Here is an 11,111-nt window from a genome sequence, read left to right as displayed (position 1 = left end):
CCCGCGCGCAGCGCGGGCCGCAATAAGGAGGGCCCCCAGGGCCCGACGACTGCGGCGCACGGCCGGATCGCACCAAAGGTGCGATGCCCACCCACCAACCCGCAGCCGCACCCCCGGCCCCGCCACCGGCGCCAGGGGAGCGCGAGGGGGCGGCGCCAAAGCGCCCCTCGCAACCCGGCCAACGGCCGGGTGCCGTACAACGAACAGTTCCAGGGGCCCCGGCGGCCGGAGCGTCCTCGAGGTCGCCGCCGCCCCAGCCCCGTCTTGGAGTTGCCCCGTCGCGGCGGCGACCACGAGGAAAGCGCCCCCTGGTGTGTCCTGGCCTGGCCGTGAGGTACGAGCGGCCGTCAGTGTCCTGGTCCCGCTGCCGTGCCACCGGGGCCGGCCGCGGGCGCCGGGGGTGTGCGAGGGGGCGGCGCGAGAGCGCCCCTCGCACCCGGCCGGGGCCGGGTGCCGCTCCGCGGCGGGCGCACTCGCCGCGCGGTCTTCGGCAGGCCGGCGGCCGCGGCGGCTGCGCCGACGGGCTCCGCGGGTTCCTCCGCTCTCGTCGGCCGGTCGACGCGGCCGCCGCTCCGGGCCCGGACATGCCTGCGGCCCGGAACGGTGGCGTTCCGGGCCGGGTGGTTCGTCAGGTGACGGTGAACAGCTCGTCCTGGAAGGGCTGTTCGGTGTGCTCAGGGGTGGGTGCGGCTTGCTGCTGGTGGGCGATGTGCTCGGCCAGGGTCCAGTCGACCCATCGCCATTCGGGGAGCAGGGGGCGGGGCCGGGGCCCGCTCGTCTGCCGGATGGTGCTGAGCCCTGCGGCGCGGGCGGCTTGGCGTCCGGCGTCGGAGAGGATCAGCTTCTCGGGGCGGACGCGGTGGACGGTGGTGTCGTCCATCCAAACCTCGCAGTACGGCGTGCCGAGTGCGGTGAGCATGGCGAGACGGTGGATGTCGCCCCATCCGGGATGGAGTCCGCCGGGGATGACCCATAGCCAGGCGCCGGGCTGGATGTCACCCGGTCCCATGGGGGTGTGGTGGTACGGAGGGCGCTGGCGTCGGCGGCGGCGGGGTTTCTCCGGGTAGTAGTGACTGGGCGGGTAGTGGGGGTTCGCCATGTGCTGCTGGTGGAGTTCCTCGGCCAGCGCGTTCAAGACGTCTTTGTGGGTGTAGCAGTCAGGACCGACATGCCAGTGTCGGGGGCCGTTCCGTTCTCGCTGGATCGGCGCGCCGCACGGCTTCCACTGGGTCGTCGCGCTGCGTGTGCTGCACTGCCCGGCCCGGAGGTACGGCTGGGCGGTGGCGCACGGCCACGGCGTGGTGCATGTCCGGCAGGTCCAGACGGGGCCGGCTGAGTCGGGCAGGTGCGCGCCCGGCAGGTAGAAGGGGCGCGTCAGCAGGCTGTCGTAGGGCGTAGCGGGCGTTCCTTCGTGCGCCTCGGGGTGGGGCTCGGGCATCGGGCAGGGCTCTCCTGGGTGGGGTCCGGGGCCGGGACGGCGGCGGTGCGGCCGTCCCGGCCGGGCTGGGGTTCTACGGCGCGGGCGCGGTGGTGGTGGTGGCGGCCTCGGCCGCGTCCAGGGCCTGTTCGACCAGCTCGTACGCCGTGGCCAGGGACTGCCGGTCCATGTCTTCGGCTCGGCCCTCGGGCGCGGTCGCCCGGGCGCGGTTGAGTGCGCGGATCGCCTGCATGGCGATGTGGTATCCGGTCTCGTCCTGGCCCTGGGCGTAGCAGGAGAACAGCAGCAGCTCCACCTCCACCGTGTTGACGTGCTTGAGTACCGGTCCGTCCGCGTGCCGGGCGTGGATGAGCGCTTGGCGGCCGCTCTCGACGCTGAACTGGGCGATACCCGACAGCGGGGCGGTCCCCTCGGGCGGCCCGGCCTGCGCCGGGGCGGGGAGGGCGGGGACGTCGAGGGTGTCGGCGGCGGCGCGGAGGTTCGTAATCACGGCGCTGGGGCGGAGCACCGAGCGGGTGAGGTGCCGGGCCGCCTTGGCGTAGCGGTCGGCCAACGCCGCCCACTGGGTCGCCTGGACCGGCTGCTTCTGCTCGTAGGCCAGGGCGGCCTCGTCAGCCGCGATCCGGGCGCGCCTGTGGCAGAGGCCCGACTGAGCGCGAAGCCAGCCGTAGTTGGGAGCGCCCCGGCGGTCGAGTTCGGCGTTACGGGCGGCCGTCCGATACGCCTGCGCGGCCTCCTGGGCGCGGAGCAGGGGGCGTCCGATGGTCTCGGCGAACATCCGGCCGTCGTGTCCGGCGACCAGGAGGTCACGGCGGAGGCGGGCGGCGGCGGCGTTGCCGCCCAGCTTGGGCAGGTCGGCGGGGAAGGTCATGGTCGTACGTCTCCTTGGTCCGGGTTTCGAGGGCCCGGGGCGGCGGTGCCAACCGCCGCCCCGGGGAGTTTGAGGCGGATGGGCTACTCGCTTCGGCGGGACTGCGGCGGAACGGTCCCGTCGTCGGCACTGTCGGGGCTCGACGCGGTGTCAGCGTCCTCGTAGCGCGCGCCGAGTTCGGCGGGGAGATACACCCAATCGGTGGCCGGGACGGCGTAGCGGACGACCGCGACCCGGCCGGGGCGCGGCGTGGGGTCTTCCTCGTCGTGGTGGACGGTGGGGCCGATGTAGGTGATCTCCCCGTGCCCATAGGGGTCCGGGATAGTGGTGCCGGGCTTGATCTCCTCTCCGGTGGTCAGGCTGATGAGCCGGACGCCGGTCTGCTGGCGGGGGAAGGCGGGGATGGATCGGGCGTTGAACTCGTCGTACTGCGTGTGATGCGACGCTCCTCGCAGCGGGGGATGGGGCTTCAAGGGGCCGGAGCAGCGGGGCCAACCGTCACCCCGGCCGATGGTGCGGTGTCCGTCAGCTGCGGTCGCAGGCGATCACGACCAGGCCCGGCCAGCTCTGCCTCGTCTCGATGTTGGTGAACTGGCGCTCTTCGACGGTGAGCGAGCGGTGGAGGGCGAAGTCATCGCCGCAGACGTCGCAGGTGAACCGGCCGAAGTAAGGGGATTCGGCGCTCCGCTTGTCAATCTCGGGCTCTTCGATGGTGCGGCTCTTCGCCGAGCCGGCCTCGATGCCTTCGAAGGTGGGAATCACAGTGGGGCTCTCCTTGTCTGGTGGGGTTCGAGCGACGCCGGGGCGGCGGTGCCAACCGCCGCCCCGGCGGGGGGTGGACTACTTAAGCAACTGGGCGAGTGCGTCCCGTACCGCGCCGATCTCGGCACGGGACGCGACCTTCGGCGCGAAGAGCGACGCTCCGAACGCTGCGATGTGCAGCGCCTGCCCGGCGCTTCCGGCCTTGCTGGCCTCGACGTAGCCGTGCCAGTAGGCCGCGAGGATGCCGTCGCTGAGTCCGTCCAGCTCCTCCATCGGGGCCTTGTCCTCGTCGGCGGCGATGGCCAGGAGGTAGTCACGCAGGGCGGCGAGTGCGGCCTCGGGGAGTTCCAGGGTGGTGGCCATGGGTTCCTCTTCCGGTTCAGGTTTCGAGTGGTGTTGCCGGTCGGGGCGCCATCCCCTTCCAACAATCAAAACAATACCAGCTTTTACCCGAGGCCGGAAGGGTTACGGGGCGCCTTCCCGGTCTCTTTTCGTCCTCCGGCCCGGACCCGCTACTCTTGTGGTCCCTCGTTCCGCGTGGAAGTAGCGCCCCCTTCTGGGGATGTCGCCACCGCGCGCGGTGCGGGTTTCGAGAGGACCGGCGACCGCGCCAGCCTGCCGCATTCGTGCGGGGGGTCCTGCCTTATGGCAGGGCGGTCGCCGGTCTGCGTTCGGGCCCCCTGGGGACGGCGAGAACTCGGTGCCGCTCCAGGCCGGCCCGTACGGGGGCTGCGCCCGGAGGGCGCGCAGCCCGGAGCCGTCATACGGCGGCCAGGCCGCGAGCGGCGGCGCACTGGACGACCGCGACCACCAGAGCGGCGGTGTCCTGGGAGAAACCGCCCGTTCCCTCGGACCGGTAGACCTCCGTCTCTCCCTCGTCGCTGAGGCCGGCGTGAGGCCGGTAGAACGCGACCCACCCGGGGTGCGCGTCAACGGGGCTGTCGGTGTGACCGGTGCGGTCCGCGATCCAGATTTCGGGCCCGCCCGCGATGTCGACGGTGACCATGTCGGTGCCGGTGTGGACATCGATGTCGCTGCGGGCGGTCAGCCCGTGCGCTTCGAGCGTGCGGATCAGCCGGTCTGCGGCCGCGTCGGTGTGGGGGGCGATACGAACGTCTGTCATAGTGCGCTCTCCTCGTGCGTGGTGGGGTTTCGAGGGCCGGGGCGGCGGTGCCATCCGCCGCCCCGGCCGGGCAGGCCCGGAACGGGCCTGCCGGTACTGCTGTTACTCCTGGCCGTCCTCGGCGGGCACGTCCTCCTGCCCTTCCGCCTCGTCCGCGCCCGCGTCCATCTCACCCTCGGCCTCGGGGTCCGTGTTCTCTACCGCCTCGGCCGGTTCCTCGTACTCCTCGTCCATGTCGTCGTACTGGTAGTCCTCTTCGCCGTCGTCGCCGTCCTCCTCGTCCTCGTCGGGGGCGGGGTTCTCGGCCTGCCGCGCGGCCCTGGCCGCCTCACGCTCCTGGCGCTGCCGCTCCTGCTCGGCCCTGCGCTCGGCCTCGGCCTCGGCCTCTTGCTCGGCGGTGGCCACCGTCTCCGCTTCGACCTCCGTCACGCCGTACCCGTGGCGCTTCAGGAAGGTGATCCACTCGGCGGTCGCGGGCCTGATCCGGCCGCGCACCGAGGGGCCGTGGTGGTAGTGGGGCTCCCCGCGCCATGCGTCGTCCTTCATGTGCTCGGCCTCGTAGTAGCCCGCGACGTGCGCGAACAGGACCCACCAGTAGCGCCTGCTCGCGGTCTTCTTGATCAGGGAGGCGATCACGCCCTTCGGCTGGCGGGTAAGCCGCTCGTCCCCCAGGATCTTGGCCAACATCGCCCCGTGCTCCTGGCTCCCGACGTAGTGCACGTAGTGCCCATCACTCACGAGCAGCGTCCGCATGATCAGGTCCTTGACGTCGGCCGGGGCCTCGCCCTTGTCCTTGCACATGTCCGCGATGTGGGCCTCCCGGCCCGCTCGGGCCGTCCGCCACGCGAGGTTGTTCACCTTCACGCGGCGGCGCTCCTCGCGCGCGGCCTCGGCCTTGGCGGCCTCCCCCTCGCCAGGCTCGCCGTCGCCGTCGTCGCCGGCGGCCCCGGCGATCCGGTGGCCGTGCTTCTTCCAGCCGACGCACAGCCACACCACCTCGGCCGCGTCGGGGTCGATGGTGGCCGCGTGACCCTCGCAGGTCTCGCCGTGTCCCTGCTCGCTCATCGGCATACCGATCTTGCTGACCAGTTCCTCCAGCGGCCGGGCGGTGCTGTAGGACCAGTTCCACACCCAGTGGACCGTCGTGACCTTCTTCTCGGCCAGTTCGGCCTTCAAGATCTCGATCCGCTCGGTACGGGCCTTCTTGGCGCGCAGCTCCTGCATGGCGGTCTTCCACGCGCCGCGCTTGGTGTTGCCCTCCTGCTCGTCCTTGGCCTTGGCCCGCTTGAGCGTGACCTGAGCGTGGGACACGTCCTTGACCTCGTCGTAGTCGCCCAACTCGACCCAGTCGAATTCGATCTCCTCGTCCCGGAGGTCTTCGAGGGTCTCCGCGTCCATCTGCGCGACCTTGTGGGCCGCGTCCAGCTCCTCCTCGGTCCGGCCGATGGCGGCGGCCAGGCTGCGCTTCCGGGCCTTGGGCACCTTCTTGGCCTTGACCAGAAGGGCGAGCTGCTCGGCGGCGTCCACGTCGTCCTGTGCGCTCGCCTGGCGGCGGTGCAGGTTCTCCACCATCGAGACGGTCAACGCCTCGTCATCGACGCCGCGCAGATCGTCGCGGATGATCGCCGGAATCTTCCGGTACTCGCGCCCTTCCTGCGCGGCCGCGCTGGCGACGCGGTACGCGGCCAGGGTGCGACGCTGGCCGATCACGATGCCGAGCTGGCCGTCGCGCTCGCCCTCCTGCGGGCGCAGGATGATCGCCTGCTGGACGCCGACCTCCTGGACGCTGGCGATCAGGGCCGGGTCGGGCTCGGTGGTGTCGCCCTGCGCGCGCTTCTTGCGGTGGTTGTACGGGTCGACGATGACCAGCTTCTCCGTACCGCCGTCGGGGTCGAAGTCGAGCGGGTCGATCGCCACCAGACGGCCGAAGACTGCCGGTTCGGCCGTCCCGTTCTCGGGGGTCTGTTCCGTCTGCTCGGTCTGCGTCGCGGTCACGTTCGTGCCTTTCGTTCGTACGGGTTTCGAGTGGTGATGCCGGTCGGGGCGCCACCCCCTTCCAATAAGCTCAATATTACCAGTATTGAGCCGGATTGCATAGCAAAGGGGGGTGCCTGACCAGCCTTTTCAAGCGAGGGGGACTCGCACGTCCCCTCCGGGCCGGTTCGCCCGTCTCCTTGCCAGCCGCTTTTGGTAGCCCCGGGCCGGGGCCGGCGTCCCTGGCGAGGGCTGCGCCACGGCGGCGCGGGGGCCGCCGCGAACGCGCGCCGATGCTGACGCAGGAACGGCGCGGCCGTCGTTCTCGACAGCTCGCCCCTCGGCCGGCGTCGCGGGGCGGACGGGGTGACGGGCCGCCGTCGCGTCCGGCCGGTGCCCCGCCCGGTCCGGCCGAACGCATCGACCGGACCGGGCGGGGACCTTCACCAGCAGGCGGGCTTCCGGCCGGGGGCTGAGATCTCGACCCATTGGATGTCTCCGCTCGGCGTCACCTGGATCTCGCCGCGCTCGCCTTCTTCGCCGTGAAACTCCAGCTCGCTGACGACTTCGTGACCGGCTGCCAGGCAGAGCCGGACGAACCTGGCGAGCGGCTGGTGAATCCCCGTGCTCTTGGAGATGTGCCGCACCGCAAGCGCGCTGACGGTGATCGGCTGCGCCTGGTCGAGCGGCACGTCCTCCGGGACCAGGGCCCACACGCCCACCATGTCGGACCAGGGACCAGCGGCGTCCGGGTCGTCGACACCGGGAGCCAGGCAGAAGATCGGCAGGTCCGGCCCTTGCGTCAGTTCCAGCAGGGCGGGAAAGGGGATCGGCGGGGTGACCCGGACGGTTCCCTCAACGCTGTAGTCGTAGCCCATGTGGGGCGCTCCATTCCGTGCTCGGTTCAGGTTTCGAGGGGGCCGGTCGGGGTGCCATCCCCTTCCGGCCGGGGGCGTCCGGGGCGGCCCAGTGGGCCGCCCCGGGTCGCCTCACTGCGGCAGGTGCTCGCTCGGGCGCATGATCGTGATAACGCGCTCGCCGTTGTCGCCGGGCGACGCCTCGGCCACCAGGGTCACGCGCTGCGGGTCGCGGCTGTGGCCGTCGACCGGAACGCGGTAGAGGGAGAACGCGAGCCGGGGCGGACGGCCGGACCCTGCGGCGGCCTTGATCGCCCGGGACGCGGTGATCAGCAGGTCCCATTCCCGCTCGGCCTCGTCCAGCCGGATGCCGGTGTCCCACCGGTACGTCTCGGGGACGGCGACGCAGTCCGCGTAAACGGCCTCGGTCATGGCCACCGGGGCGGGAAACTCGACCTCGGCGGCAATGCCGGGGTCGGCCTCGATCAGCGCGCCGGTCTCGATGGCGTGGGCGCGGGTCGTGACGTTGCCGGTCATGGTGCTCACTGGGTGCCTCTCGTTGTGTGTACGGGTTTCGAGGGGGCCGGGGCGGCGGCGCCAACCGCCGCCCCGGTCGGGGCAGATCAGAAGTGGTCGGAGTGGACGGCGCTGTGCGCGCCGGGGAAGGTGGCGACGACCTTCAACAGGTTGATCGCCTCCTGGAGCAGGGCGCGGCCCTCGCGGCCCTGGAACTCGTCCACGTGCATGGTGTGGGCCATCGCGGCCTGAAGCAGGGCGTCCATCTCGGCGGCCAGCGGGGAGGATGCGCGGACGGTCACGATCTCGGGCGCGTAGTGCGCGTACGCCTTGGCGCTCCAGTCCAGGACCACGGTGTACGACCGCAGGCCCGCCCGGCGGGCCGCACGGTGACGGGCGCGGATGGTCTTGAAGGTCTCGATGAGTGCGCGCATTGGGTGCTCCTCGGTGGGTTTCGAGTGGTGGTGTTGGGAGGGGCGCCACCCCCTCCCAACAAGCTCAACATTACCAGCATTGAGCCGGAATTGGAAGCCCTAAAGGGCTTCTGAACAGGGCTTTTCTTGGTTCACTACCCCTGGATCGCGCGGTGCGCGATCCAGGCCAGGGCGGCGAGGCGCTCGTGCGCCCGGAGGTACGGGGGCAGCTCGACAGGCCGAGCCTGCCCGTCGACCTCGACCGTCCAGGCGGTGTCACGGCTGCGCGCGAAGCGGTCGTACCGCCACGTCACGGCGCGGCCGCCGACGTGGCACTCCACCCGCATCGCCCGGGAGCCCAGCGAATCCCACATCGGCCCCCGGTCGCACCGGGGCTCCTCCTCGATGTAGCGGGGGTTCTCGATTCGGTGCCGGAGCAGCCCCAGCCGCGCGACGAGAGTGGCGGCCAGCTCCGCCGCACCGACGGTGCCCGGCCGATAGGGGGCCAGCCCGAGCGGCATCCGGTACTCCACGGGGCGGTAGGTGACAGTGCGGTGGGGGTCGATGGTCAGCAGATGCATAGCGGCCAGCCCTTCAGTGTCAGTGACCCATACGGAGGGGGCGGGCGGGGCAGCTGGATGGCCACCCCGCCCGATGGGGCTAGTAGGGGTAACCAAAGAGCGCGGCTCGCTGACGGTCCTGCTCCTCCTCCCAGGCGTAGCGGCCATTGGTCTCGGCTGCCCGGAGCCAGGCACCTTCGGCCTTAACCTCTTCAAGGACCCAGAGGTGCTCATCGAGCTCCTCCAGGCCGGAGAAGGTGTCGCCGTCCAGCTCGGGGATGAAGAGGCTGATAGCCATCGCACGCTCCTTTGGGTTTCGAGTGGTTCTCGTTGTCCGGGGTGCCACCCCCTTCCAACAAGCTCTATATTACCAGTATTGACCCGGATCGCATAGCCGAAAAGGGGGTCTGACCAGGGTTTTTCTCGGAAGTTCCATGATCTTTCAGGAGGCGTCCGGGCCTCCGCCGACCCCCCTCCTTGCCAGCCGTCTTTCCCGGCCCCGGCCCCGGGCCGGCCCGCACTCGAACTCCGGCGTCCAGCTCCTCCTGGCCCTCCTCGACCTCAGCCCTCCGCGGCCACCACCGCGGTGCCGGCAGTCGACGGCGGCGCGGAGGAATCGCGCCGGCCCACCACCGGCATCAGCCCGTCCCCCGGTCCCCGGGGGGCGGGCGTCCGGAGGAGCCCCCCGGGGCCCCGCGCAAGGGAGCGCCAGCGACCGCAGCCCGCGCGCAGCGCGGGCCGCAATAAGGAGGGCCCCCAGGGCCCGACGACTGCGGCGCACGGCCGGATCGCGCCGAAGGCGTGATGTCCACCCACCGGCCCGCGGCCGCACCCCCGGCCCCGCCACCGGCGCCAGGGGAGCGCGAGGGGGCGGCGCCAAAGCGCCCCTCGCAACCCGGCCGAAGGCCGGGTGCCGGAGCACGGCACCGCGCACCGGCCCGGCCCCCGCGGCGAAGCCGGCGCCCACCACGCCACACCCCCACCGCGCCCCGCGCCCGGCTCGACCACCCCCGGCCGGCCGCCGCCCACCGCGCACGCGGCCGCGCCCCGGCCAGGGAGCCGGGACGCGGGGCCGGTGCGGTTATGCCCAGCGGGCGGCGTAGGCGGCGAGCTGCTCGACCAGTTCGAGCGCGTCCAGGTCGCACGTGCACTCCATGCCGTGCCCCGGGGCCTGGTGGGCGGTGTTGATCTGCACTGCTCGGATCAGCGCTTCCTGAAGCTGCTCAGCCGAACACACGGACACCTCGCGCACCTTCTGGATGTAGTCGGCCTCGGTGGGCTTCTCGTATCCCAGGGAGTGGAGCAGCTCCTCTGCGATGACCTCGGCGATGACCTTCGAGTGGATGTCCTGCTCGGTTGGCAAGGGGAGCCCGTCTTCGTCGTGCGTGGCGGTGTCGTACCGGATGACGCCAAGGAAGTGGGCGGTTACGGCGGTGATGTCTTGTCTCCTGTCAGGTGATGGGAACTTCGGACGCGCCGGGTGGCGCGGCGGCATGAGCCGCCCCGCCACCCGGGCCTAGACCGCGACTGCTTCAAGTTTCGAGTGGTTCTCGTTGTCTGGGGTGCCACCCCTTTCGGGGGTCCGGGGCGGCGGCGGTCCGCCGCCCTGGGTCTGTTCAGCCCTGGCGGGCCGCGCGGGCGTCGCGTTCGCGGACGGCGTCGGCCACGACCCCGGCGAACGTCTGCCCGGCGCTCCCGCTGTCCGTCCAGACAAACGGGAGCGGCTTGTTGTCCAAGTACAGGCGGACCGCTTCGCGGGCCGTCTTGCGGCTGTCCACGCTGAACACGGCCTCACCGATGGCGGGGAGGGACACGGTGACGTTGGTCCACACGTACTCGGCGGCCCGGTATTCGTCATGAATGACGCGGGCGGGCTCGACCTGGAGGAGACGGGCCAGCGCGGCGGTGAACTCGCGGGCGGCCTCGTGGGTGTCGAACGGGGCCGTAACAAGGGTCGCATCATGCCCAATGGCGGTGTGGATCTGGAACTTCATGGCGTGCTCTCCTGCGGTGCGTCGTGGTGGGTTTCGAGGGGCCGGGCGGCGGTGCCATCCGCCGCCCGGCCGGACGGAGTCAGTTAGTGGCGTCGGCCTCCTCGTCGTCGGTACGCCACAGCGGCAGGGCCTCGAAGTCCTGGCTGGGCGCGAGCTTGACCACGGCCGCGCGCACGGTGGCGGCCCTGACGGTGGCGGGCATGAGGGCGGCGACGGCGCGGGGGTCCTTGTTCGCGCGCCACATGGCGTAGAGCACGCGCTGACGCTCGGCGCGGGCATTCGTCAGCGCCTCGCGGGCGGTCTGGTAGGTCGCCTCCGCCTCCAGCCCTTCCACCAGGAGGGGGGTGTCGATGGCCTCCCGCTGCTGGGACGCTTCGATCATCTCGGCGCGCATCGCCTGGTAGACCGTGCGGCCGATCGCCTCCGCCTCGATCTGAAGCTCGGGGGTGATCTGCTCGCTCATGGGTTCCTCCGGTGTGAGTTTCGAGTGGTTCTCGTTGTCCGGGGCGCCACCCCCTTCCAACAAGCTCTATATTACCAGTATTGGGCCGGATCGCATAGCCGAAAAGGGGGTCTGACCAGGGTTTTTCCCGGAAGTTCCAT

15 protein-coding genes are annotated in these 11,111 nt (G+C 71.5%); all 15 read right to left on the bottom strand.

The features are described 5' to 3' along the window. Window positions 1-628 precede the first annotated feature (628 nt). The 15 genes from ACF053_RS30135 to ACF053_RS30065 all read right to left on the bottom strand — a co-directional run bounded on the left by ACF053_RS30135 (window position 629) and on the right by ACF053_RS30065 (window position 10,971). Window positions 629-1,135, bottom strand: coding sequence for a hypothetical protein (locus ACF053_RS30135; protein WP_391956930.1), 507 nt, complete (start codon window positions 1,133-1,135; stop codon window positions 629-631). A gap of 376 nt (window positions 1,136-1,511) precedes the next feature. Beyond that, a complete protein-coding gene (locus ACF053_RS30130; protein WP_391956929.1) occupies window positions 1,512-2,309 on the bottom strand; it encodes a hypothetical protein in 798 nt (265 codons plus the stop codon). An 83-nt stretch (window positions 2,310-2,392) separates the two neighbouring features. Beyond that, the gene (locus ACF053_RS30125; RefSeq protein ID WP_391956928.1) at window positions 2,393-2,782 is read right to left on the bottom strand and encodes a hypothetical protein; all 390 of its coding nucleotides are present in this window, start codon (window positions 2,780-2,782) and stop codon (window positions 2,393-2,395) included. A 52-nt stretch (window positions 2,783-2,834) separates the two neighbouring features. Beyond that, window positions 2,835-3,071: a hypothetical protein gene (locus ACF053_RS30120; protein ID WP_391956927.1), complete on the bottom strand. Its 237-nt coding sequence runs from the start codon at window positions 3,069-3,071 to the stop codon at window positions 2,835-2,837. Window positions 3,072-3,149: 78 nt separating this feature from the next. Next, entirely contained in the window at window positions 3,150-3,434 is a 285-nt protein-coding gene (locus ACF053_RS30115; protein WP_391956926.1) for a hypothetical protein, read from the bottom strand. A gap of 397 nt (window positions 3,435-3,831) precedes the next feature. Then, window positions 3,832-4,194 carry a hypothetical protein gene (locus ACF053_RS30110; RefSeq protein WP_391956925.1) on the bottom strand — a complete coding sequence of 121 codons (363 nt, stop codon included), beginning with the start codon at window positions 4,192-4,194 and terminating at the stop codon, window positions 3,832-3,834. 102 nt (window positions 4,195-4,296) lie between these two features. Continuing rightward, on the bottom strand, window positions 4,297-6,189 hold the full coding sequence (locus tag ACF053_RS30105; RefSeq protein WP_391956924.1) for a ParB/RepB/Spo0J family partition protein: 1,893 nt from the start codon (window positions 6,187-6,189) through the stop codon (window positions 4,297-4,299). A gap of 422 nt (window positions 6,190-6,611) precedes the next feature. Then, window positions 6,612-7,046: a hypothetical protein gene (locus tag ACF053_RS30100; protein WP_391956923.1), complete on the bottom strand. Its 435-nt coding sequence runs from the start codon at window positions 7,044-7,046 to the stop codon at window positions 6,612-6,614. Between the two features lie 111 nt (window positions 7,047-7,157). After that, complete coding sequence (locus ACF053_RS30095; protein WP_391956931.1) at window positions 7,158-7,562, bottom strand: DUF6573 family protein; 405 nt, start codon at window positions 7,560-7,562, stop codon at window positions 7,158-7,160. Window positions 7,563-7,648: 86 nt separating this feature from the next. Continuing rightward, entirely contained in the window at window positions 7,649-7,975 is a 327-nt protein-coding gene (locus ACF053_RS30090) for a hypothetical protein (protein ID WP_391956922.1), read from the bottom strand. Window positions 7,976-8,109: 134 nt separating this feature from the next. After that, the gene (locus ACF053_RS30085) at window positions 8,110-8,535 is read right to left on the bottom strand and encodes a hypothetical protein (protein ID WP_391956921.1); all 426 of its coding nucleotides are present in this window, start codon (window positions 8,533-8,535) and stop codon (window positions 8,110-8,112) included. Window positions 8,536-8,614: 79 nt separating this feature from the next. Continuing rightward, window positions 8,615-8,812: a hypothetical protein gene (locus tag ACF053_RS30080; RefSeq protein ID WP_391956920.1), complete on the bottom strand. Its 198-nt coding sequence runs from the start codon at window positions 8,810-8,812 to the stop codon at window positions 8,615-8,617. Between the two features lie 783 nt (window positions 8,813-9,595). Continuing rightward, the gene (locus ACF053_RS30075) at window positions 9,596-9,877 is read right to left on the bottom strand and encodes a hypothetical protein (protein WP_391956919.1); all 282 of its coding nucleotides are present in this window, start codon (window positions 9,875-9,877) and stop codon (window positions 9,596-9,598) included. 253 nt (window positions 9,878-10,130) lie between these two features. Next, window positions 10,131-10,508, bottom strand: coding sequence for a hypothetical protein (locus ACF053_RS30070; RefSeq protein WP_391956918.1), 378 nt, complete (start codon window positions 10,506-10,508; stop codon window positions 10,131-10,133). Window positions 10,509-10,587: 79 nt separating this feature from the next. Continuing rightward, window positions 10,588-10,971 (bottom strand): hypothetical protein, encoded by a 384-nt coding sequence (locus tag ACF053_RS30065; protein ID WP_391956917.1) that lies wholly within the window; start codon window positions 10,969-10,971, stop codon window positions 10,588-10,590. Between the last annotated feature and the right edge of the window lie 140 nt (window positions 10,972-11,111).

It is taken from the genome of Streptomyces kanasensis, assembly GCF_043077165.1.
GTDB classification, from domain to species: Bacteria; Actinomycetota; Actinomycetes; order Streptomycetales; family Streptomycetaceae; genus Streptomyces; species Streptomyces changanensis.
This window is presented reverse-complemented; position numbering and strand designations above follow the sequence as displayed.